This window comes from Pseudomonas sp. 8O (assembly GCF_902506495.1).
Lineage (GTDB): Bacteria > Pseudomonadota > Gammaproteobacteria > Pseudomonadales > Pseudomonadaceae > Aquipseudomonas > Aquipseudomonas chaetocerotis.
The window spans coordinates 452422-474531 of the sequence record NZ_LR733267.1 but is presented as its reverse complement, the minus strand read 5'-3'; the positions used below and the strand labels follow the sequence as shown (position 1 = coordinate 474531).

23 protein-coding genes and 2 tRNA genes are annotated in these 22110 nt (G+C 62.0%); 13 read left to right on the top strand and 12 right to left on the bottom strand.

What is annotated here, in order from left to right; all coding sequences use genetic code 11:
* Positions 1-74: 74 nt before the first annotated feature.
* Positions 75-725 (top strand): response regulator transcription factor ErdR, encoded by a 651-nt coding sequence (erdR, locus tag GV002_RS23505; protein WP_160020664.1) that lies wholly within the window; start codon positions 75-77, stop codon positions 723-725.
* Positions 726-998: 273 nt separating this feature from the next.
* Here erdR and GV002_RS23500 read toward each other — a convergent pair whose 3' ends face one another.
* Entirely contained in the window at positions 999-1925 is a 927-nt protein-coding gene (locus GV002_RS23500; protein WP_160020663.1) for a LysR family transcriptional regulator, read from the bottom strand.
* 113 nt (positions 1926-2038) lie between these two features.
* Here GV002_RS23500 and fpr point away from each other — a divergent pair, with 113 nt between their 5' ends.
* Positions 2039-2818, top strand: coding sequence for a ferredoxin-NADP reductase (gene fpr, locus GV002_RS23495; protein ID WP_026041990.1), 780 nt, complete (start codon positions 2039-2041; stop codon positions 2816-2818).
* A 215-nt stretch (positions 2819-3033) separates the two neighbouring features.
* Here the strand turns inward: fpr and GV002_RS23490 are convergent, their stop codons facing one another.
* The 3 genes from GV002_RS23490 to GV002_RS23480 are packed head-to-tail and all read right to left on the bottom strand — an operon-like array spanning position 3034 to position 5328.
* Positions 3034-3588 (bottom strand): peptidylprolyl isomerase, encoded by a 555-nt coding sequence (locus GV002_RS23490; RefSeq protein ID WP_160020662.1) that lies wholly within the window; start codon positions 3586-3588, stop codon positions 3034-3036.
* 5 nt (positions 3589-3593) lie between these two features.
* Positions 3594-4391, bottom strand: coding sequence for an alpha/beta fold hydrolase (locus tag GV002_RS23485; protein WP_160020661.1), 798 nt, complete (start codon positions 4389-4391; stop codon positions 3594-3596).
* A gap of 10 nt (positions 4392-4401) precedes the next feature.
* On the bottom strand, positions 4402-5328 hold the full coding sequence (locus GV002_RS23480) for a LysR family transcriptional regulator (protein WP_160020660.1): 927 nt from the start codon (positions 5326-5328) through the stop codon (positions 4402-4404).
* Between the two features lie 77 nt (positions 5329-5405).
* Between GV002_RS23480 and GV002_RS23475 the strand changes: the two genes are divergently transcribed.
* The 4 genes from GV002_RS23475 to rarD all read left to right on the top strand — a co-directional run bounded on the left by GV002_RS23475 (position 5406) and on the right by rarD (position 8396).
* Positions 5406-5720, top strand: coding sequence for a 3-phosphoglycerate kinase (locus GV002_RS23475; protein ID WP_160020659.1), 315 nt, complete (start codon positions 5406-5408; stop codon positions 5718-5720).
* A gap of 135 nt (positions 5721-5855) precedes the next feature.
* A complete protein-coding gene (locus tag GV002_RS23470) occupies positions 5856-6455 on the top strand; it encodes an FMN-dependent NADH-azoreductase (protein WP_160020658.1) in 600 nt (199 codons plus the stop codon).
* Between the two features lie 163 nt (positions 6456-6618).
* The gene (locus tag GV002_RS23465; protein ID WP_160020657.1) at positions 6619-7491 is read left to right on the top strand and encodes a carboxylate/amino acid/amine transporter; all 873 of its coding nucleotides are present in this window, start codon (positions 6619-6621) and stop codon (positions 7489-7491) included.
* On the top strand, positions 7491-8396 hold the full coding sequence (gene rarD, locus GV002_RS23460; RefSeq protein ID WP_160020656.1) for an EamA family transporter RarD: 906 nt from the start codon (positions 7491-7493) through the stop codon (positions 8394-8396). The genes GV002_RS23465 and rarD overlap by 1 nt, the downstream gene beginning before the upstream one ends.
* On the opposite strand, the gene GV002_RS23455 is transcribed toward rarD, so the two are convergent.
* Together GV002_RS23455 and GV002_RS23450 are read right to left on the bottom strand one after the other, a co-directional pair.
* Positions 8383-8961 carry a dihydrofolate reductase family protein gene (locus GV002_RS23455; protein WP_160020655.1) on the bottom strand — a complete coding sequence of 193 codons (579 nt, stop codon included), beginning with the start codon at positions 8959-8961 and terminating at the stop codon, positions 8383-8385. The genes rarD and GV002_RS23455 overlap by 14 nt on opposite strands.
* Before the next feature lie 99 nt (positions 8962-9060).
* Positions 9061-9465 carry an anti-virulence regulator CigR family protein gene (locus GV002_RS23450; protein WP_160020654.1) on the bottom strand — a complete coding sequence of 135 codons (405 nt, stop codon included), beginning with the start codon at positions 9463-9465 and terminating at the stop codon, positions 9061-9063.
* A 200-nt stretch (positions 9466-9665) separates the two neighbouring features.
* Between GV002_RS23450 and GV002_RS23445 the strand changes: the two genes are divergently transcribed.
* Entirely contained in the window at positions 9666-10991 is a 1326-nt protein-coding gene (locus tag GV002_RS23445; RefSeq protein WP_160020653.1) for a DEAD/DEAH box helicase, read from the top strand.
* 91 nt (positions 10992-11082) lie between these two features.
* Here GV002_RS23445 and GV002_RS23440 read toward each other — a convergent pair whose 3' ends face one another.
* Both GV002_RS23440 and GV002_RS23435 read right to left on the bottom strand, forming a co-directional pair.
* On the bottom strand, positions 11083-12918 hold the full coding sequence (locus GV002_RS23440; protein ID WP_160020652.1) for an ABC transporter ATP-binding protein: 1836 nt from the start codon (positions 12916-12918) through the stop codon (positions 11083-11085).
* Between the two features lie 46 nt (positions 12919-12964).
* Positions 12965-14029, bottom strand: a complete 1065-nt coding sequence (locus tag GV002_RS23435) for a metal-dependent hydrolase (RefSeq protein ID WP_160020651.1) — start codon at positions 14027-14029, stop codon at positions 12965-12967.
* Between the two features lie 131 nt (positions 14030-14160).
* Here GV002_RS23435 and arfB point away from each other — a divergent pair, with 131 nt between their 5' ends.
* Complete coding sequence (gene arfB, locus GV002_RS23430) at positions 14161-14574, top strand: alternative ribosome rescue aminoacyl-tRNA hydrolase ArfB (protein WP_160020650.1); 414 nt, start codon at positions 14161-14163, stop codon at positions 14572-14574.
* 115 nt (positions 14575-14689) lie between these two features.
* On the opposite strand, the gene GV002_RS23425 is transcribed toward arfB, so the two are convergent.
* Entirely contained in the window at positions 14690-15154 is a 465-nt protein-coding gene (locus GV002_RS23425; protein WP_160020649.1) for a methylglyoxal synthase, read from the bottom strand.
* Between the two features lie 13 nt (positions 15155-15167).
* Positions 15168-16169, bottom strand: a complete 1002-nt coding sequence (gene gap / locus GV002_RS23420; protein WP_160020648.1) for a type I glyceraldehyde-3-phosphate dehydrogenase — start codon at positions 16167-16169, stop codon at positions 15168-15170.
* 130 nt (positions 16170-16299) lie between these two features.
* Between gap and edd the strand changes: the two genes are divergently transcribed.
* Positions 16300-18123, top strand: a complete 1824-nt coding sequence (edd, locus tag GV002_RS23415; RefSeq protein WP_160020647.1) for a phosphogluconate dehydratase — start codon at positions 16300-16302, stop codon at positions 18121-18123.
* A gap of 94 nt (positions 18124-18217) precedes the next feature.
* On the opposite strand, the gene rdgC is transcribed toward edd, so the two are convergent.
* Positions 18218-19138: a recombination-associated protein RdgC gene (gene rdgC, locus GV002_RS23410; RefSeq protein WP_160020646.1), complete on the bottom strand. Its 921-nt coding sequence runs from the start codon at positions 19136-19138 to the stop codon at positions 18218-18220.
* Positions 19139-19442: 304 nt separating this feature from the next.
* Between rdgC and GV002_RS23405 the strand changes: the two genes are divergently transcribed.
* The 4 genes from GV002_RS23405 (at position 19443) to GV002_RS23390 (ending at position 21293) form a co-directional block, all read left to right on the top strand.
* Positions 19443-19518: transfer RNA gene (locus GV002_RS23405), tRNA-Val, on the top strand.
* Positions 19519-19533: 15 nt separating this feature from the next.
* Positions 19534-19610 (top strand) — tRNA-Asp (locus GV002_RS23400).
* A 187-nt stretch (positions 19611-19797) separates the two neighbouring features.
* Positions 19798-20514 (top strand): FKBP-type peptidyl-prolyl cis-trans isomerase, encoded by a 717-nt coding sequence (locus GV002_RS23395; RefSeq protein ID WP_160020645.1) that lies wholly within the window; start codon positions 19798-19800, stop codon positions 20512-20514.
* 335 nt (positions 20515-20849) lie between these two features.
* A complete protein-coding gene (locus tag GV002_RS23390; protein ID WP_160020644.1) occupies positions 20850-21293 on the top strand; it encodes a YkvA family protein in 444 nt (147 codons plus the stop codon).
* Here GV002_RS23390 and GV002_RS23385 read toward each other — a convergent pair.
* Positions 21244-22014: a substrate-binding periplasmic protein gene (locus GV002_RS23385; RefSeq protein ID WP_256667175.1), complete on the bottom strand. Its 771-nt coding sequence runs from the start codon at positions 22012-22014 to the stop codon at positions 21244-21246. The two genes, GV002_RS23390 and GV002_RS23385, sit on opposite strands and share 50 nt — an antisense overlap.
* Positions 22015-22110: the final 96 nt, after the last annotated feature.

Genomic DNA, 22110 nt, shown 5'->3' with positions numbered 1-22110 from the left:
TTGAACGGATCTTCAGGCGAAAAGCACTGCCATACTCACCTCAGTGCCACTCATAACAAGAACAGGATCTGCCAATGGCCGCCTACGAAATCCTGATTGCCGACGACCATCCGCTGTTTCGCAGCGCGCTGCAACAAGCACTGACCCTGGGGCTGGGGCCTGAAGTGCGACTGGTTGAAGCCGCCAGCATCGCTGAGCTCGAAGGCCACCTGGCCGCCAAGAGCGACTGGGACCTCGTCCTGCTCGACCTCAATATGCCCGGTGCCTACGGCTTTTCCGGTCTGGTGCTGCTGCGCGGTCAGTATCCGCACATTCCGGTAGTGATGATTTCTGCCCAGGAAGAGGCTTCGGTGGTCAACCGCTCTCGCGAGTTCGGGGCCAGCGGGTTCATCCCCAAATCCAGTCCGCTGGAAACCCTGCAGCAAGCCGTGCGCCAGGTGCTCGATGGCGATACCTGGTGGCCGCCACTGGCCGAGGAGGGCGCGCCGGTTTCCGCCGAGGCCAAGGCAGCCAGTGCCGGTCTTGCCAGTCTGACGCCGCAGCAGTTCCGCGTATTGACCATGGTCTGTGAAGGTTTGCTGAACAAGCAGATCGCCTACGAGCTGAGTGTCTCCGAAGCGACGGTCAAGGCGCATGTGACGGCGATTTTCCGCAAGCTGGGTGTGCGCACTCGCACGCAGGCGGCGTTGCTGTTGCAGCAGATGGAGTCGATCCCCACGCAGTGAGGACTCTGCTGCGCGTCGGTGCTGCTGCGTTGAAAGCAAGCTCGGCTTGCTCATGTACAGCCAGTGAACGTTGCAGTCTCACTTGTTTCCACCTTGCATCCCTCTAGCTCGAGATCTCGTATATAGGCTCTCGCGCCGCGTTCTTCGGCTAGGCGACCATCGAGTGTATTTCCCTGGAGCGCCGCCTGCTGTCGAAGCACACCAAGGACATTGGCAACGCCGCGCAATTCGTCGCGCTGCTCGGTCTGGGCAATCGTCCTCTTGAGCTGAAACTCAGACGATCGGCGGCAGGACGATCTGATCGCTGCGGCTGACGCCAGCGGTCAGCGCGCGACACTGTTCGAGAAACTCGCGCATGGCCGCTGTCTGGTACTTCTGCTTGTGCCAGATGAAGTAGAACTGCCGGCGCAGGTCCAGCTCCGGAGTTTCCACGGGCATCAGGCTGCCACGACGAAAGGCGTCGCGCAGCGCCAGGCGTGAGATGCAGCCGATGCCCAGGCCTGATTCCACGGCGCGCTTGATCGCCTCTGTGTGTTCCAGCTCCAGGCGGATATTCAGGTTGCGCGGGTGATGCCGCATGGCCTGATCGAAGGTCAGTCGCGTGCCCGAGCCCTGCTCACGCAGAATCCAGGCTTCATGCGTCAGCTCTTCCAGGCTGGCACTGCCGCGCTGGGCCAGTGGATGCTGTGGCGCGCAGAACACCACCAGCTCGTCCTCGACCCAGGGCTGCACCTCGATATCCGGGTGCTGGCAGTCGCCTTCGATCAAGCCCAGGTCCAGCTCGTAGTGAGCGATCTGTTGCACCACATGAGCGGTGTTATGCACCTGCAGCTTCACCCGGCATTCAGGGTGGTGCTGCATGAAGCTGCCAATCAGCAGGGTGGCCAGATAGTTGCCCACGGTGAGGGTGGCGCCGACGTTCAGCGAGCCATAACCGCTCTTGCCCCCCAGCAGGCGTTCGATCTCGCGCGCCTGGTCGATCAGGGCGACGGCCTCGGGCAATAGCTGTCGGCCCAGGGCGTTGAGCGCCAGGCGCTTGCCGGCGCGATCGAACAGCTGGCAGTCGGATTGGCGCTCGAGTTCGGTCAGCGAAGTGCTGGTCGCAGACTGCGACAATGCGAGCGATTGCGCGGCGCGCGAGACGCTTTCATGCTGCGCCACGGCGACGAATACCTGAAGTTGTCTGAGAGTAAATCGCATATCGATATAACCGATAACCTATATCTTGATAATCCACTTAACAGATATTGTTGCCGCGAATAGAATGCCGCGCAATCGCGTCTTTGGCGCTGAAGTTCTTCGAGGAAATCATCATGAGCAATATGAACGTCGAGCGCGTGCTCAGCGTCCACCACTGGAACGATACGCTGTTCAGCTTCAAGTGCACCCGTGATCCAGGCCTGCGCTTCGAGAATGGTCAGTTCGTGATGATCGGTCTGCAACAGGACAATGGCCGCCCGCTGATGCGCGCCTATTCCATCGCCAGCCCGAACTGGGAAGAGCACCTGGAGTTCTTCAGCATCAAGGTGCCGGACGGCCCGCTGACCTCGCAGCTGCAGCACCTGAAGGAAGGCGACGAGATCATCATCAGCAAGAAGCCCACCGGCACGCTGGTGCTCGATGATCTCAACCCCGGCAAGCACCTCTATCTGCTCAGCACCGGCACCGGTCTGGCGCCGTTCATGAGCGTGATCCAGGACCCGGAAACCTACGAGCGCTTCGAGAAGGTGATCCTGGTTCACGGCGTGCGCTACGTGAACGAAGTCGCCTACCGCGAGTTCATCACCGAACACCTGCCGCAGAACGAATTCTTCGGTGATGCGCTGAAGGACAAGCTGATCTACTACCCGACCGTGACCCGCGAGCCGTTCGAGAACCAGGGCCGTCTGACCGACCTGATGCGCAGTGGCAAACTGTTCGCCGATATCGGCCTGCCGCCGATCAATCCGCAGGACGACCGCGCCATGATCTGCGGCAGCCCGAGCATGCTCGACGAAACCAGCGAAGTGCTCGACAGCTTCGGTCTGAAGATCTCCCCGCGCATGCGTGAGCCGGGTGACTATCTGATCGAGCGCGCCTTCGTCGAGAAGTAAGCGCCTCCGTTAAACGACAAAGCCGCCCCATGGGCGGCTTTGTCGTTGTAGGGTGCGCCGTGCGCACCGAGCTGTTGCTCGTTGGAGCGCGAGGCGCACGGCCTGGGCGGCCCCACGACACCCTACGGCTTTAGCATCTCGTAGCCCGGATGCAATCCGGGGAGGATGTGATGCGATCTCCCGGATTTCATCCGGGCTACGGGCCACACAGCGTCTTACAAGCGCTTGGCGTCGATGATCAGCACCGGCTCGCGCGGTACGTTCTGGTGCATGCCGCGGTTGCCGGTGGGCACCTGAGCGATCTTGTCCACCACGTCCATGCCACGGGTTACCTTGCCGAACACGGCGTAGCCGAAGTCGCGTGAGCCGTGGTCGAGGAAGGCGTTGTCCTTGTGGTTGATGAAGAACTGGCTGGTGGCCGAGTCGCGTACCTGAGTACGGGCCATGGCCAGGGTGCCACGGACGTTGTGCAGGCCATTGTCGGCCTCGTTCTTGATCGGGGCCTCGGTGTCCTTCTGGCGCATGTCGGCATCGAAGCCGCCGCCTTGGACCATGAAACCCGGAATCACACGATGGAACTGGGTCCCGGCATAAAAGCCACTGTCGACGTACTTGAGGAAGTTCTGCGTGCTGATCGGCGCCTTGTCGGCGGCCAGTTCGATTTCCACTTCGCCGAGGCTGGTGGTCAGCAACACCTTGGGGTTTTCCGCGGCGAGCAGACTGGTCGACAGCAGCAGGGCGCCGGTGGCGAGAACGAGTTGCTTGAGCATGATGGTCAGTTTTCCTTGTTGGCAGTTTCGCCGAGAAAGGCGAGCAGGGCGTTATTAAAGCGTTCCGGTTGATCCAGCGGTGTGGCGTGGCGCGAATTTTCGATCACCAGCAGGCGCGCGTTGGGCATTTCTGCCACGTACTCGCGCTTGCGTTCAACGGGCGTGTAGTCGCGGTCGGCGGTAATCACCAGGGTAGGACAGGTGATGCGATCGAGGCGTTCCCGCACGCCCCAGCCGATGATCGCGTCGAGACTGGCGAGGTAGGCGCGTTTGTCGTTCTGCGGCCAGCGTTCTTCGATCTTGCGCCGCAAATCGGCCTGCTCGGGCTTGGGGAATAGCAGCTTGCCCAGCGCCCTGGCGATGGTTTCCAGGCTGAGCAGACGCGACAGCGTCCAGCGCTTGCCAATTTCCAGCCAGTCCCGCGCGCTTTTGGCCTTCACCTCAGGGCCGCTGTTGACGATGGTCAGGCTGCGCAACAACTCGGGGCGGTCGACGCCAAGCTGGAAGCCGATCATGCCGCCCATGGAGATGCCCACCAGATGTACTGGGGGCAGTTGCAGGTGTTCGATCAGGGCGGCGACATCCTCGGCGAAGTCGGCGATGCGATAAGCCTCGCGCGGCTTGTCCGAGCGGCCATGGCCGCGAACGTCCAGCGCCAGAACCCGATAATGCCGGGCGAGCACGGGAATCTGGTATTCCCAGTCGCGCGTGCTCGAACCCAGTCCATGCACCAGCAGCAGCGGCGCGCCGTGACCATAGTCCTCGTAATGCAACTGGCAGCCATCGTTGTCGAAATAGGGCATGGAGGAGCTCTCAGTTGGTCGACTGCGGTGCGGCGAAGGGCGCGTCCAGAGGGGCAGCGTCGAAGTTCTTGATCAACTCGATGAGAATCTGTGTGGCCGGGCCGAGCACGCGCTCCTTGTTGCTATAGAGGAAGAAGCGCGGTTTGCGGATAGCGCCCTGAGTCAGCGGCAGAGGTTTCAGCAGCCCATCCTGCAGTTCACGGACGATCAGATGGCGCGGCAGCCAGGCGAAGCCCAGGCCGCTGCTGACGAAGGTGCGCGCAGTCGGCAGGCTACCTACCGTCCAGCGCTGCTCCGCGCCCAGCCAGCCGGCATCCCGTGGCTGCAGACGGCCAGTATCGCGGGTGACCACCTGCATCTGGCCTTCAAGATCCTGGAAGCTCAGCTCGCGTTGCAGGCGATGCAGTGGGTGTTCCGGGTTGGCGACGGCGACGAACTCCACTTCACCCAGTTCGATGCCGAGGTGGCCTGTGATGTTCAGCGCGCTGATGGCCAGGTCGGCGGTGCCTTCGAGCAGTACTTCCTCGACTCCGGACAGCACCTCCTCGCGCAAGCGCACGCGACAGCCACGGCTCTGCGGCATGAAGGCGGTCAGGGCGCGGACGAGGTTGGCGGTGGGGTAGGCGGCATCCACCACCAGGCGTACTTCGGCTTCCCAGCCCTGCTCCATGTGGTGAGCCAGGTCTTCCAGCTGGCTGGCCTGCTTGACCAGTTGCCGCGAGCGGCGCAGCAGCACGTCGCCGGCCTCGGTGAGTACGGCCTTGCGCCCGTCGATGCGCAGCAGCGGTACGCCGAGCTGTTCCTGCATGCGCGCCACTGTATAGCTGACCGAGGATTGCGAACGGTGCAGCACGTCGGCGGCCTGGGCGAAGCCGCCCTGATCCACCACGGCCTGCAGCGTGCGCCATTGATCCAGGGTTACACGAGGAGCTTTCATCACATCATCCTGCTTGAGTCGGCTGTTATCGCCGACGATCTCCACCTACACTGGCGATCCCATGTTGGAGAGCACCGATGAAAAAAATAATCTGCTTGCTGTTCGCCTTTGTGCCGCTGGCCGCCAATGCCTATCCCATCGAGATGGAAAAACAGTTCAACGGCGCCGAGGTCTCGGCGACCACCCAGGAAATCGACCACAACATGGCGGCGCTGATGCTCTACAACTATGGTCAGAGCGAGGCCGAGTGCAGTGCCGTGTTTCGCAATGGCCCCGAAGCGCCACGCACCCGGCGTACCGTATTGGCACCTGGCGCCAGCAACAACATGACGGTCAAGTTCACCCGTAGCGTGATTCGCCTGCGGATCAACCTGACCTGCAACCTGAAGTGATGAAAGCCTAGATGCGATGGCTCGATAAATCAATTTAACCGATATATGTAAGCGGATATTTACGCTTTTTAATCGAAATTTGTATCTCTATTCTATGCTCCATCGACTCGTAACCCCCTCGATGGAGCCTCAGCCATGTCCCGTATTCTCGTAATCGAAAGCAGCGCCCGCCAGCAAGGTTCTGTCTCCCGCGAACTGACCCAGCAATTCATCGCCAACTGGCAGGCTGCGCACCCGGCTGATCAGGTCCAGGTACGCGACCTGGCGGCCGAACCGGTTCCGCACCTCGACGCTACGCTGCTCGGTGGCTGGATGACCCCGAGCGAGCAGCAGAGCGATGCCGAGAAAGCTGCCCTGGCACGCTCCAATCAACTGACCGATGAGCTACTGGCCGCCGATGTACTGGTACTGGCTGCGCCGATGTACAACTTCGCCATCCCCAGTACCCTCAAGGCCTGGCTGGATCATGTGTTGCGCGCTGGGCTCACCTTCAAGTACACCGAAACCGGCCCCCAGGGTCTGCTGACCGGCAAGCGCGCCTTCGTGCTCACTGCTCGCGGTGGCATCTACGCCGGTAGCGCGCTGGATCATCAGGAACCTTATCTGCGCCAGGCACTGGCCTTCATCGGTATCCATGACGTGCAGTTCATCCATGCCGAAGGCCTGAACCTGGGCGCCGAGTTCAGCGAAAAAGGCCTGGCCCAGGCCAAGGCCAAACTGGCCGAAGTCGCCTGATGCCGATCCGACTCTCCTGAGCGCCCGCTAGGGGGCGTGCTATGCCGGTCACTTCGCGATGAAGTGACCGGCTTTTTTATGTGGCGGGTCAGCGCAGCCCGATGCATGGATTGTCCGGCGCAGGGGAACGCGCTAAGGTCGCCGCCTTCCTTCGGAGGTGGCTGTGCGATATCTGCTGATAGTGACCCTGCTGTGGGCTTTTTCCTTCAGCCTGATCGGTGAGTACCTGGCCGGTCGGGTCGACAGCTATTTTGCGGTTTTGACGCGCATCGTCATTGCCGGCTTGCTGTTCGTGCCGCTGACCCGTTGGCGCGGTCACGCTCCAGCTTTTGTGCGCGGCATGCTGTTGATCGGCGCCTTGCAGTTCGGCATCACCTACGTCTGTCTGTACCTGAGCTTCTCGGTACTGACGGTGCCGGAGGTGCTGCTGTTCACCATCCTCACGCCGCTGCATGTGACGTTGATCGAGGATGCCCTAAATCGCAGATTCAACCCCTGGGCGTTGGTCGCCGCTCTGGTAGCGGTGCTGGGCGCCGGGATCATCCGCTACGACGGTATCAGCAGCGGCTTTTTGCTCGGTTTCCTGTTGCTGCAGGTAGCCAACTTCACCTTCGCCGCCGGGCAGGTGCTGTACAAGCATCTGCTGCTCAAACACCCTTCCACCGAGCCGCAATACAAGCGCTTTGGGTTCTTCTACCTGGGCGCGCTGCTGATCGCGTTGCCGGCCTTCCTGCTGCTGGGCAACAGCGAGCGTCTGCCGAGCACCATGCTGCAGTGGAGCGTGCTGGTCTGGCTCGGTGTGTTGGCGTCCGGATTGGGACTGTACTGGTGGAACAAAGGCGCCAGCCTGGTCGATGGTGGCACCCTGGCGGTGATGAACAATGCACTGGTGCCTGCCGGCTTGCTGGTCAATCTGCTGATCTGGAATCACGACGCTGACCTGTTACGCCTGGCCTTGGGCGGTGCAGTGATCGCCGCTTCGCTGCCTCTGGTTCGTTTGGGGCGTACGCGCCGTACACCTGCCGAGGTGCGCTGATGCAACTGTCCGGACAGGGTGTGGCGCTATCGGTTGGCGCCTCGATGCTGTTTGCCGTGCTGCCTGGCTACGTGCAGTGGCTGACGCCGCTCGATGGCGTGCAGATATTCGCTCAGCGCGTGCTCTGGTCGATTCCCCTGGTCTTGCTGCTAGTGCTGCTGGCACGGCAGACCACCTTGCTGCGCGAGACCTTCGTGCGTCTGCGCCGCGAACCGCTGTTGTTGGCCGCCTGCCCGCTGGCGGCGGCGTTGATCGGCGTGCAGTGGGGGCTGTTTCTCTGGGCGCCATTGGCCGGGCACATGCTGGAAGTGTCCATGGGCTACTTCCTTCTGCCGTTGGCGATGGTGCTGACTGGCCGGCTGTTCTATGGCGAGCGCCTGCGCCCGCTGCAGCAGTTGGCGGTGGCCTGCGCCATGCTTGGTGTGTTGCATGAGTTGTGGCGTACCCAGGCGTTCTCCTGGCTGACGCTGATCACCGCGCTGGGGTACCCGCCTTACTTCATGCTGCGCCGCTGGATGCGCCTGGATGCCTTGTCCGGTTTCGTGCTGGAGATGCTGGTGCTGGCGCCGTTGGCGATCTGGCTGATCGTCGCGTACGGACCGGTGGGGGCGTTCAGCGATCGCCCCTGGCTATGGCTGCTGGTGCCGGTGATGGCGTTGATCGGCACCCTGGCGTTCGCCGCCTACATGGCATCGAGCCGGCTGTTGCCATTGGGGCTGTTCGGCATTCTCAGTTATGTCGAGCCGGTGCTGTTGTTCGCCGTGGCGTTGCTGGTGCTGGGTGAGCGCTTCGACAGCGGGCAATGGCTGACGTACCTGCCGATCTGGGGAGCCGTGCTGCTGGTCGGTTGGGACAGCGCTCGGCTGCTGCGCAAGCAGCAGCGCGAGAGCATCAGGCCACGTTGAAACGCGGCGCGGGGATCTGCGTCGGTACGTTGGCCTGCTTCTGCACCCGATAGTGCACCTGCAAGGTGCCACTGTTGAAGCGGCGTTGGTCGCTCAGGCTCAGGCTGCGTTCCATGCCCGTGGCCAGAAGCGGGATGCCGGCGCCAAGCAGGTGCGGCACCAGGTTGATCACCACCTCGTCGATCAGTCCGGCGGTGTAGCAATTGCCCGCCAGCAGGCTGCCACCGACCAGCCAGATACGCTGGAAGCCGGCTTCGTTCAGTGCCGCCACGGCTTGGGCGGGTGTGCAGTGGGTCAGCTGGACTTCGTCTGTGGCGCGCGGCAGGGCGAGGCGGGTCAGCACCACGCAGGGTTTGCCGGGGTAGGGCCATGGACCGCCGCGCTTGAGTAGTGCCTCGTAAGTACCTCGGCCCATCAGCAGCGCGTTGATGCCGGAGTAGAAGTACTGAAAGGCGTACTCTTCATCGGCCTGGCGTAGCGAGTTGAACCAGTCGATGCGCCCATCGGGGCGAGCGATATAGCCATCGAGACTGGAGGTGACGTGATAGATCAGTGACGGGTTCATCATTGCACCTCGAGCAGGCCATCTGAAAATTGGAGTGGCGCCGCCGAGACAAGTTCGTCGCGCGCCGTACCGCTTGTCGGATGGCCGCGCAATAGTCTCTCAGTCGAGAACGTTGCGCAGAATTTCGTAGACGATCCCGGTCGCGATGGCGACCAGCACCACGTCACGGCCGATCTGCTTCCATTCGTAGCCCTCGTAATAGGGCAGGCGCGAGGTCAGGCGGCTGTCGAAGTTCTTGGCGATACCTGGTGGCAGCGGCTTGCCGCGAGCCAGGTTCTTGGCAATGCCCGGTGGCAAGGAGGAGGTCGGACCGATCCACTGACGATTGTCGCCGAGGATGATGCGTACCCTTCCAACATCCACGGTCGGGCCGCGCAGATCGACCTGGACGCCATCATGCTGGCCCGGTTTGCCTTTGCCGTGAGGCGGGTTGGCAAGCACTGGCGATGCGGCCAAAAGGACGCACAGGCCGATACTGAGAATGGTCTGGGGTTTGATGGGCATGGGGTAGCGCTCTTCGGGCGGTGATGCCGATTGGATATCTGGCGAGCGGTCTCGGTTCCGGTCCGCTGCTGCCGGATAGCGACTTCAGGCAACCGTCCGTCGTCGCCTGAACGCGAGTTTCATGCAAAGAAATTCGGCCCCGACGGCGGAAACCGTTAGGCTATGCATCGTTTTGTCGATTTCTTTGAGGTAGTGCCCCCGTGTTTGCCCAATTCGCCCTGCATGAACGCCTGCTGAAAGCCGTGGCCGAGCTTAATTTCGTCGAGCCGACTCCGGTGCAGGCGGCAGCGATTCCGCCTGCGCTGGAGGGCAAGGACCTGCGGGTGATCGCCCAGACCGGCAGCGGCAAGACCGCCGCTTTCGTCCTGCCGCTGCTCAATCGCCTGCTCGGTGATGGCAACTCGCAGCAGCGCGTGAGCATTCGCGCGCTGATCCTGCTACCGACCCGTGAGCTGGCCCAGCAGACGCTCAAGGAAGTCGAACGCTTCGCCCAGTTCACCTTCCTCAAGGCCGGCTTGGTGACCGGTGGCGAGGACTTCAAGGTGCAAGCCGCGATGATGCGCAAGATCGATATTCTGATTGGCACGCCGGGCCGTCTGATCGAGCACGCCAACGCCGGCAACCTGCCGCTGAACGAAGTCGAGGTGCTGGTGTTCGACGAGGCCGACCGCATGCTCGACATGGGCTTCGCCGAAGACGCTCAGCGTCTGGCCGAGGCCTGCGGTCCGCATCAGACTCTGCTGTTCTCCGCCACCACCGGCGGCAATGGCCTGCGCGAGATGGTCGCCAAGGTGCTCAAGGACCCGCAGCACCTGATGCTCAACAGCGTCAGCCAGCTCAATGAAGGTACCCGCCAGCAGATCATCACGGCCGACCATAACTACCACAAGGAGCAACTGGTCGACTGGTTGCTGACCAACGAGGCCTATGACAAGGCCATCGTCTTCACCAATACCCGTGTGCAGGCCGATCGCCTCTACGGCAAGCTGGTGACCGCCGGGGTCAAGGCTTTCGTGCTGCATGGCGAGAAGGACCAGAAGGATCGCAAGCTGGCTATCGACCGCCTGCGCCAGGGCGCAGTCAAGGTCCTGGTGGCCACCGACGTGGCCGCGCGCGGTCTGGACGTCGAAGGCCTGGATCTGGTGATCAACTTCGACATGCCGCGTTCTGGCGACGAGTACGTGCACCGCATCGGTCGTACCGGCCGCGCCGGGGGCGAAGGCCTGGCGGTATCGCTTATCTGCCACACCGACTGGAACCTGATGTCGAGCATCGAGCGCTACCTCAAGCAGCGTTTCGAGCGTCGTACCATCAAGGAACTGAAAGGCGTCTACCAGGGGCCGAAGAACCTCAAGGCGTCCGGCAAGGCCGTTGGCAGCAAGAAGAAAAAGACCGAGAAGAAAGACCCGAAGAAAGCCACAGCCTCCAAGCGCAAGACCGGCCCGCGTCCAGCTGGCAAACCGTCTGTGCTGGTCAGCGCCGATGGCAGCGCGCCGCTCAAGCGCAAGAAACCAGCGGCAGAGTAAGGCTGCGACCTTGATTCTGTAGGAGCCGGCTCGCCGGCGATGGGCGTATCAATCGCATCGCCGGCAAGCCGGCTCCTACACAAGCCTCACTCTACTCCACCCCGACGAATCCGCCGGTCTGATGCTGCCATAGGCGCGCATACAGGCCACCGTGAGCGATCAGTTCGGCGTGGGTGCCGGTTTCGATGACCTGTCCCTGATCGATCACCACCAGGCGATCCATCCGCGCAATGGTCGACAGGCGATGGGCGATGGCGATCACCGTCTTGCCCTCCATCAGGCTGTCCAGGCTTTCCTGAATGGCCGCTTCCACTTCCGAGTCGAGCGCCGAGGTGGCTTCGTCCAGCACCAGAATCGGCGCGTCCTTGAGCAGCACGCGAGCGATGGCAATGCGCTGACGCTGGCCACCGGACAGCTTGACCCCGCGTTCGCCCACCTGCGCATCCATACCGCGCCCGCCCTGGCTGTCATCGAGCGTGGGGATGAAGGCATCGGCGCGTGCCTTGCGCACTGCTTGCCAGAGCTCGTCGTCGCTGGCGCCAGGTTTTCCGTAACGCAGGTTGTCGCGAATCGAACGGTGCAGCAGGGCGGTGTCCTGGGTCACCACGCCGATGTTGGCGCGCAGGCTTTCCTGGGTCACCGTGGCGATGTCCTGGTCGTCGATCAGGATGCGACCGCTTTCCAGGTCGTACAGGCGCAGCAGCAGGTTGACCAGGGTCGACTTGCCGGCACCGGATGGGCCGACCAGGCCGATCTTTTCGCCGGGGCGAATCGCGATGCTGAGGCCGGCGATCACGCCGCCGCGCTTGCCGTAGTGGAAGTGGATGTCCTCGAACCGCACGCTACCCTGCTGCACCTGGAGCGCTTTTGCATCGTCGTGGTCGAGCACCTGGCGTGGCTGAACGATGCTCTGCATGCCGTCCTGCACGGTGCCGACGTTCTCGAAGATGCCGTTGACCACCCACATGATCCATTCGGCCATGTTGTTGATGCGAATCACCAGCCCGAGGGACAGGGCAATGGCGCCGGTAGTGATCATCGACTGGCTCCAAAGCCACAGGGCCAGCGCACCGGTGCCGACGATCAGCACGCCGTTGAGGCAGGTGATGAGAAAATCCAGGGCCGTGATGGTGCGCGACTGTAGGCGGAATTTCTCGAGCAGATCCTGCATGGCTTCGCGGGCGTAGCTTTCCTCTTCCTGCGAGTGAGCGAACAGCTTGAGTGTGGCGATGTTGCTGTAACCATCTACCACGCGGCCCATGACCTTCGAGCGTGCCGAGGAGGCAGCGGCCGAGCGCGCCTTGATGCGCGGCACGAAGTACCACAGCGCCGCGCTGTAACCGACTATCCATAACGACAGCGGCACCACCAGGCGCAGATCGGCGGCTGCGAACAGGTACAGCGCGCTGCCGGCATAGACCACCACATGCCACAGCGCATCGATCACCTGCATGGCCGAGTCGCGCAGCGAGGGGCCGGTCTGCATCACGCGCTGAGCGATGCGGCCGGCGAAGTCATTCTGGAAGAAGCTCAGGCTCTGCTTGAGCACGTAGCGGTGGTTCTGCCAGCGGATCAGGTTGGTCAGGCCCGGATTGACCGCCTGGTGCGTAAGCAGGTTGTGCAGGCCGAACACCACGGGGCGGATGACCAGCGCCACCAGCAGCATCCACAACAGCGCGTTCTGGTGCTCGCTGAAGAAGCTGCTGGCATCCGTGCTGGCCTGGGCCATGTCGATCAACTGGCCGAGGAAGCTGAACAGCGCAACCTCGATCAGTGCGGCGAAGAAGCCGATGATCAGCACCGCCAGCATCAGCGGCCACACCTGTTTCAGGTAGTGGCCGTAGAAGTGCAGCATGCCGGTTGGCGGGGCGACGTCGGGGCTTGGTTTGAAGACGTCGATCAGGGACTCGAAGCGGCGAAACAGCATTGCAGGCGTCCTGCCTCAATAAGATGGGACGCCGATAGTAACGCTGTCAGTGCGAGCGGGTCTCAGTTAAAAGTGGTTTCTGCAACTCGCCGGCCCAGGCCAGCAGCGGAATCTCCACTTGCGGTTGCCAGATGCGCTTGAACAGCAGAGTCAGATGCTTGGCTTCGCCGCGCTCGAAGGGCAGGCGGTCGATGCGCTCGTGCACCTGCCATTGGCCGTCCTGCAGGTGGGCGAAGTCGAAGCGGAAGGGATGAAATCCGGTCATGCCCAGGCGCAGATCGGTGACGATCAAACGCTCACCCACCTGGTCGTAGCGCAGTACGCCGCCAGTGAACCACTCCAGCCGCTGGTGCATGGGCGAGTCCGTCAGTTGCTCGCGCAAGTGCGTGCCACGCGGCAGGCGTTGCAGTTGCGGCGCCTCGTCATCGAACCAGCCGACCAGGGCTTCGTGATAGTCCTCGCCATCGAGCACGATGACGCGCCACAGCAGCGTATTGAGCGGCGTCGGTGTAGTGAACAGCTGCTCGGCCTGGATGCCCTGGCGCGCCAGCTCGTGCTCCACGCGCTGCTCGGCCATGAATTTGCCGGCCAGGCTGAAGCCGATGTACAGCGTCGATACGGCCAGCGCCACGGCCGGTACACGCCAACTCTGTTCGCGCAGCCCGGTGAACAGGCTGATCACCACCGCTGCGATCAGTGGCACGGTGTACAGCGGGTCGATGATGAACAGGCTGGACCAGGCAGTGGGTGTCGGCATCAGCGGCCAGAACAACTGGGTGCCGTAGCTGGTGAAGGCGTCCAGCAGCGGATGGGTGATCAGTACCAGCCATAGCGTCAGCAGCAGGCGATTGGCGGAATAACCGGGGTGAGGGCGAAAGCGCCTGGCCATCCAGGTCAGCAGCAGGGCAACGCCGCTGAGGACGAACAGCGAGTGGCTGAAACCGCGGTGGTAGGTCATGTTGGCCACGGCATCGCCGTATTCCATGACCACGTCCAGATCGGGAACGGTGGCTAGCATGGCGCCGTAGAGCAGGGCTTTGCGGCCCTGCCAGCGACCGAGCAAGGCACCCTGGATGCTGGCGCCGAGTACCGCCTGGGTTATGGAGTCCATCGAGTGCTTCCGGAAAAAGTCAGGCCGCTACGTTAGCCGAGGTGCCGAGCGAATGCCGTGGGGAAATTTCAAGCAAAGATTACAGCTGCGGCGGGTATCCTGATGCCCATGCCTTTCAAGAAATCACGGCCATGCTGATCGTCTCCAACAGTGTTCACCTTCCCGATGAAGAAATCGAGCTGACCGCCATCCGTGCCCAGGGCGCTGGCGGGCAAAACGTCAACAAGGTATCCAGTGCGGTGCACCTGCGCTTCGACAGCCAGGCTTCATCGCTGCCACCGTTCTACAAGGAACGCCTGCTGGCGTTTGCTGATAGTCGTATCACCGCTGATGGCGTGGTGATCATCAAGGCGCAGCAGTATCGCACCCAGGAGCAGAATCGCGCCGACGCTCTCGAGCGTCTTGCGGAGTTGATTCGCAGCGCCGGCAAGGTGGAAAAGAAGCGCCGCCCGACCAAGCCGACCCTGGGTTCGAAAAAGCGCCGCCTGGACGGCAAGAGCAAGCGCGGGACGATCAAGGCGGGACGGGGCAAGGTGGATTTCTAGTGGCGCGTCAATAGTCGAGTGCCACGCAGGAGGCGGTTTTGCGTAGGGTGTGCCGCGCGCACCGGCTTTGGTGTGGAGGCATTGGTGCGCATGACCTAGGCGGCCCCGCGACACCCTATCCGCGTGCCGCCAGATAGGCCTGGTAATCGGGAATGCGATACTCATGCTGCTGCTCCAGCAGGCTGCTGCTGAGCATGTAGTCGGCACTGCTCTCGTTACAGGCTACCGGGATGTTCCACACCGCCGCCACACGCAGCAGTGCCTTGATATCCGGGTCGTGTGGCTGTGGCTCGAAGGGGTCCCAGAAGAACACCAGCATGTCCACGCGCTGTTCGGCGATGCGCGCGCCGATCTGCTGGTCACCGCCCAGCGGGCCGCTGATCATGCTTTCTACCGGCAAACCCAGGCGCTTGCTCAAAAGCAGGCCGGTGGTGCCAGTGGCCAGCAGTTGATGGTTGGCCAGCCGCTCGCGCTGGCGTTCGCACCAATCCAGCAGGAAGCCTTTGCAGTGATCGTGCGCCACCAGGGCGATACGTTTGCGCGCCGGCAACTGGGCGCTGGTGAAACTGATACGGCTCATCGAGCCTCCTCGTTCAATGCAGGCGGGCCAGGACCATGCAATTGTCCAGCATGCGGTTGGAGAAACCCCATTCGTTGTCATACCAGGCCATTACCTTGAGCAGCTTGCCGCTGACCTTGGTGTGGTTGGCGTCGAAGATCGATGACAGCGGGTTGTGGTTGAAATCGCAGGACACCAGCGGCAGCGCGTTGTAGCCCAGCACCGGGGACTTCTCGCTGGCGGCCTTGAGCAGGGCGTTGACTTCCTCGGCAGTGGTCTCGCGCTTGACCTGCAGGGTCAGGTCGACCAGGGACACGTTGATCACCGGCACCCGCACGGCCATGCCGGTGAGCTTGCCGGCCAGCTCCGGCAACACCAGGCCGACCGCTTCTGCGGCGCCGGTCTTGGTCGGGATCATTGACTGGGTCGCCGAACGCGCACGATACAAATCGCTGTGGTAAACGTCCGAAAGGTTCTGGTCATTGGTGTAGGCGTGAATGGTGGTCATCAGCCCCTGTTCGATGCCAAGCTCGCGATGCAGCACCTGCGCCACCGGCGCCAGGCAGTTGGTGGTGCAGGAGGCGTTGGAGATGATCTGCATGTCAGGTGTCAGCACCTGTTCGTTGACGCCATACACCACGGTGGCGTCGGCACCCTTGGCAGGTGCGGAGATCAGCACCTTGCGTGCGCCGGCTGCGAGATGCGCGGCGGCCTTGTCGCGTTCGGTGAATAGCCCGGTGCATTCGAGCACCACATCGACCTGATGGGTTTTCCAGGGCAGTTCGGCTGGATTGCGAATGGCGCTGACGGCGATACGGTCACCCTTGATCCACAGGCTTTCGCCGTCGACTTTAACCTCCTCGGGGAAATGGCCGTGGACGCTGTCATATTGCAACAGGTGGGCATTGATCGCGCTGTCGCCCAGGTCGTTGATCGCCACGACCTGCAGGTGCTGGCGATAATTCTGGGTATAGAGTGCGCGTAGCACATTGCGCCCGATACGGCCGAAGCCATTGATGGCGATGCGTAGTGTCATGGTGAGGGTCTCGTCAATTTGTTGTTGTAATTACAAGATTATTCCCATTGCTATAGAAATCAAGCCCGCTGAGTGGCAGTATTTTGTTGTAAATACGAACAGACGCTAGAAGCTAGCCTGGAGATTCCCCATGCATCCCCGCGTTGTTGAAGTTACCGAACGGCTTGTCGAGCGCAGTCGCGCGACGCGCCAGCGCTACCTTGAGATGATCCGTGCGGCCGCCAGCGAGGGGCCGCAACGTGGCAAGCTGCAGTGCGCCAACTTCGCTCATGGTGTAGCTGGCTGCAGCGGTCACGACAAGCAGACCCTGCGCCTGATGGAGGCGGCGAACGTGGCCATCGTGTCTGCTTACAACGACATGTTGTCGGCCCATCAGCCTTACGAAACCTTTCCCGAACAGATCAAGCAGGCCCTGCGCGAGCTTGGCTCGGTGGGGCAGTTCGCCGGTGGCGTGCCGGCCATGTGCGATGGCGTCACGCAGGGTGAGCCCGGCATGGAGCTGGGGATCGCCAGCCGCGAGGTGATCGCCATGGCCACCGCCGTGGCGCTGTCGCACAACATGTTCGACGCCGCTCTGTATCTGGGCGTGTGCGACAAGATCGTGCCGGGGCTGGTGATGGGGGCACTGCGTTTCGGTCATCTGCCGTCCATGTTTGTGCCGGCAGGGCCGATGACCTCGGGGTTATCCAACAAGGAGAAAGCCGATGTGCGCCAGCGTTACGCCGAGGGCAAGGCAACCCGTGACGAGCTGCTGGCTGCGGAAATGGCTGCTTACCACGGGCCAGGCACCTGTACCTTTTATGGCACGGCCAATACCAACCAGTTGCTGATGGAAGTGATGGGCCTGCACCTGCCGGGCGCTTCCTTCATCAATCCGGGTACGCCGCTGCGTGATGCGCTGACCCGTGAAGCCGCGCAGCAGGTAACACGCCTGACCAGGCAGAGTGGCCAGTTCATGCCCATTGGCGAGATCGTCGACGAGCGTTGCCTGGTCAACTCCATCGTTGCCCTGCATGCCACTGGCGGTTCCACCAACCACACCCTGCACATGCCGGCCATCGCCCGCGCCGCCGGCATTCTGCTGACCTGGCAGGACATGGCCGACCTGTCCGAGGTGGTGCCGACCCTGGCGCACGTCTATCCCAATGGCAAGGCCGACATCAATCATTTCCAGGCCGCTGGCGGCATGGCTTTCCTGATCCGCGAGCTGCTCGACGCCGGGTTGTTGCATGAAGAGGTCAACACCGTGGCCGGGCGCGGGCTGTCGCGTTACACCCGCGAGCCCTTCCTCGAGGAGGGCAAGCTGGTCTGGCGCGACGGTCCGACCGAAAGCCTGGAGGAGAGTGTGCTGCGTCCCGTGGCGCGGCCTTTCTCGGCTGAAGGGGGGCTGCGCCTGATGCAGGGCAACCTGGGGCGTGGGGTGATGAAGGTGTCTGCGGTGGCGCCCGAGCATCAGGTGGTGCAAGCGCCGGCGCTGGTGTTCGAGGATCAGCTGGATCTGGTCGAAGCCTTCAAGGCCGGCAAGCTGGAGCGCGATTTCGTCGCTGTGGTGCGTTTCCAGGGGCCGCGCAGCAATGGCATGCCGGAGCTGCACAAGATGACGCCTTATCTGGGTGTGCTGCAGGATCGCGGTTTCAAGGTGGCACTGGTAACCGATGGGCGCATGTCCGGTGCCTCAGGCAAGATCCCGGCGGCCATTCATGTGTGCCCGGAGGCATTCGATGGTGGGCCCCTGGCGCGGGTGTGCGATGGCGATCTGATACGCCTCGATGGTCTGACGGGAGAATTGCTGCTGCAGGTAGACGAGGCCGAATTCGCAGCGCGCGAGCCGGCTGCGCGGCCTGCTCAGGCAATGGGTTGTGGGCGTGAGCTGTTCGCCTTCATGCGCCACAACTTCAGTTCGGCCGAGAAGGGCGCCAGTGCCTTTACCGAGAGCCTCGAGTCGCTGGTCTGAGGCAGGCGCCAGTGGGTAGGGTGGACAACGCGAAGCTTGTCCACCGTCTGTCCGAATGGTGGATGAAAAAAAGCGTCATCCACCCTGGGGGTCATCAGATACCCTGCGGAATCTCTTCGCCGCCCAGTGCGGTGAACAGCTCCGGCAAGAACTCCACCAGTGTCATCATCATCAGGATGAAGCTGGCGTCCTGCTGAGCCAGGGCATCGTCACCGCCGTCCTGTTCGGCCTGCTCCTGCAGCACGTCCTCGAAACGCAGACGCTTGATGGTCAGCTTGTCGTCGAGCACGAACGACAGCTTGTCCTGCCAGGCCAGTGACAGCTGGGTGACTTGCTTGCCGGTGGACAGGTGCAGCTGGATTTCCTCGCTGGTCAGGTCCTGGCGCTTGCAGCGCACCACACCGCCGTCCTCGTGGGTGTCGCGCAGCTCGCACTCGTCGAGTACGAAGAAGCCTTCGGCAGCGCTCTGATTCTTCAACCAGTCGGTGAGGGTGGCAGTCGGTGCGATCTTCACCGACAGCGGGCGCACTGGCAGCGAGCCGATGGCTTCTCGCAGGGTGGAGAGCAGGTCTTCGGCCTTCTTGGCGCTGGCGCTGTCGACCAGGATCAAGCCCTGTTTCGGCGCGATGGCGGCGAAGGTGCCGGATTTGCGGATGAAGGCGCGCGGCAGGAAGGCCTGGACGATTTCGTCTTTGATCTGGTCGCGCTCTTTCTTGTACACCTTGCGCATCTGGGTGTTTTCGATTTCGTCGACCTTCTCCTTCAGCGCGTCGCGCACCACCGAACCTGGCAGGATGCGCTCTTCCTTGCGTGCGCCGATCAGCAGGAAGTCGCCGCTGACATGCACCAGGGGGGCATCGGCGCCCTTGCCGAAGGGCGCGTTGAAGCCGTAGGTGGTCAGTTCCTGGCTGGCGCAGGGACGTGCCGGCTTGCTGGCCAGTGCGGTCTCCAGTGCTTCAGCGTCGAAAGGAATGTCCTGGGTGAGGCGGTAGACCAGCAGGTTACGAAACCACATGAGCGGGTGATTCTCCATTGATGATGAGATCGCGGGTTGGCGCCATCCTCGGGCTCTCCTGTTCGGGAGGGCCGGCGCGCGGCGACGGATGAAGGTGGCGGGCCATCAACAGGATCATGACCGGTCCGCCGGCACAGAGCGCGCATTATTCTCCGCTGGCGTGCTCAGGCCAACCCTGACAACGAGCCACTGAGGAAATTCGCTGGCCTCGCCTAAGTTCTTGCTGCGGCGATAAATTTTTTTGCGAAGAGGGCTTGCCAAGGTCAGGATCGCTCTCTAGAATGCGCCCCACTTCGAGAGTGAAGGGTGATTAGCTCAGCCGGGAGAGCATCTGCCTTACAAGCAGAGGGTCGGCGGTTCGATCCCGTCATCACCCACCAATCTCGCAGTTACGCGCAGCGGTAGTTCAGTCGGTTAGAATACCGGCCTGTCACGCCGGGGGTCGCGGGTTCGAGTCCCGTCCGCTGCGCCATTCTTATCCTCGCTTCATCCCCTCCTGTGACAATGCCTCGGCATCCGCCGAAACCTTCGAAAAAATCCTTTGTTTGCTTGAACTTATGCGCATTGCTCGGCTCCTATGCCGTAGCCAGTGATTGCGGCGTACTGCTAAGCTCGCGCTTTCACACGACGGCCTTCGGGCGCATCTACAAGGAACAAGCATGAAACAGCATCGTTTGGCGGCAGCGGTTGCCCTGGTGGGCCTGGTGCTTGCCGGTTGCGATTCGCAAACCAGCGAAGTCGAACTCAAGAGCCCGGCGCAGAAAGCCTCCTACGGCATTGGCCTGAACATGGGGCGCAGTCTGTCCGAAGAAGGCATGGATGACCTGGATTCCAAGGCCGTCGCTCAGGGTATCGAGGACGCGCTGGCGAAGAAGGAGCCGCGCATCAAGGACGAAGACATGGTCGAGGCCTTCTCCTTCCTGCAAAACCGTGCTGAAGAGCGCATGACTGCGCTGAACAAGGAAGCCGCTGAAGCCGGCAAGAAGTTCCTTGAAGAGAACGGCAAGCGTGAAGGGGTGGTTACCACCGCTTCCGGTCTGCAGTACGAAGTGGTCAAGAAGGCCGACGGCGCGCAGCCGAAGGAAAGCGACGTGGTGACCGTTCACTACGAAGGCAAGCTGACCGATGGCAGCGTCTTCGACAGCTCCGTCGCTCGTGGCAGTCCCATCGATCTGCCGGTTGGCGGCGTGATCCCGGGCTGGGTCGAAGGCCTGCAACTGATGCACGTCGGTGAGAAGTACAAGTTGTACATCCCCAGCGAGCTGGCTTACGGCGAGCAGAGCCCGTCCCCGGCGATTCCGGCCAACTCGGTACTGGTATTCGACCTGGAACTGATCGCCATCAAGGATCAGGCAGCCGAGCCGACCGAGCAGTAACACTCGGTACTCGTTTACAGCGCCCCGTCTTGACGGGGCGCTGTCGTTTCTGGGGGTTGTAAACAAGGATATGGAGATCAGGGTGTTACGCTTATGCACATCATGGGAAACATTCCTAACAAGTCTGGGCTACAACTGAGTCATGCTTGTGTCAATCAGCAACTTGTTGATTTTCATGGATTTTATATGCTGTATAAAAAATATCCGATCTAAGCCCAGGCCCCATGCCACGGGGCTTTGATAAGCTTGTCGAAAGACTTTGCACAGATTTATCCACAGCTTCGGTGGATAAGCGAGGCAAGCCCTGATACTGCCTGGCTTGCCGAGGAGGCCGAATGAAAACTCCCTGGAAACTGACGCGTTACCTGCCGCTGGCGGCCCGCTTTCTGCGCGAAGGCCGGTTGCCGGAGTTACTACGCGCGCTGGCTGACAAGCGCACGCCACAAGGACAACGCTTCGTCGCTCTCAAAGAAGACCTGCAGCTGCTGCGTGCACTCAGTCTGGCCTGGTTCAAGGGTGAGTACCGGCAGATCAGCAGTCAGGCGCTGTTGATGGTGGTGGCTGCACTGCTGTACTTCCTCACCCCGTTGGATGCCGTTCCCGACTGGCTGGTCGGCGTTGGTTTCGTCGATGACCTGGCCGTGCTGGCCTGGGTAATGCGCACCTGGCATGGCGAGCTCGAAGCCTTCAGGGCCTGGCGCGACCAACAAAGCCCGGAGCGTCTGGCGCTTATCGAGCACCTGCCGACAGCGGAGCGGGTCGATCCGCTGCACTCCTGACGGCTTCATCCAGCCACTGGCCGATCATGCGTTGATCACGCAGTTCCAGCAGCAGGGCGTCCAGTCGTTCTGCAGGGATGGGCAGGTGGCGGCTGTAGGCGCAGTAGACCTGATAGCGCTGCACCACCCAGGGACTGAAGCGCAACTGCATCTGCGGATGCTGAGCGAGCTTGTAGGCCAGGTTGCGCTGCATGTCGATCACCGCATCCAGGCGCTGCCTGTCGAGCATGTGCAGACTGGTATCCAGGTCGCGTACGTCCTGCCTGGCGACCTTGCCAGTGCTGAATGCGGTCATCAGGGGCTGGCTGTAGATGTAGCCGAGGCTGGTACCAAGCACCTTGCCGTAAAGACTGGCAAGGCTGGTCAGCTCTGGTTGGTCCATTCGCTGCAGCAGGACGTCCTGTTCGTCATAAAGTGCCGGTGACCAGTGATACTGTTGCGGCTGGCTGACCCATTCGGGGTTGGTGTTGCAGATCAGGTGCAGGCGGCCCTGTTGCAGGTAGGGCTCAAGCCTATTGTTGGGTGTTTCGAGAAATTCAACGGGCAGGCCGAAGCGTTTGCTTATTTCCTGGCTGACTTGATAGGCCAGCCCATGTTCCACGTGCTGTTGTTCCAGGCCCACATAGGGCATGGAGTCGGCCGGGCCGTAACCCCACATCAGGCTTTCGGCGCTACAGAAGTTGCTCAGCAACCCGAGCGACAATGCGCATGATCTTCTCAAGGCGACTCCCCACGCAGGTTTACGGGGTCGTTTCCGCACAGATATGGCTGGCGCCGTAGTGTGAGAACCGGGCTTGATTCCTCGGCAGTATAGAGC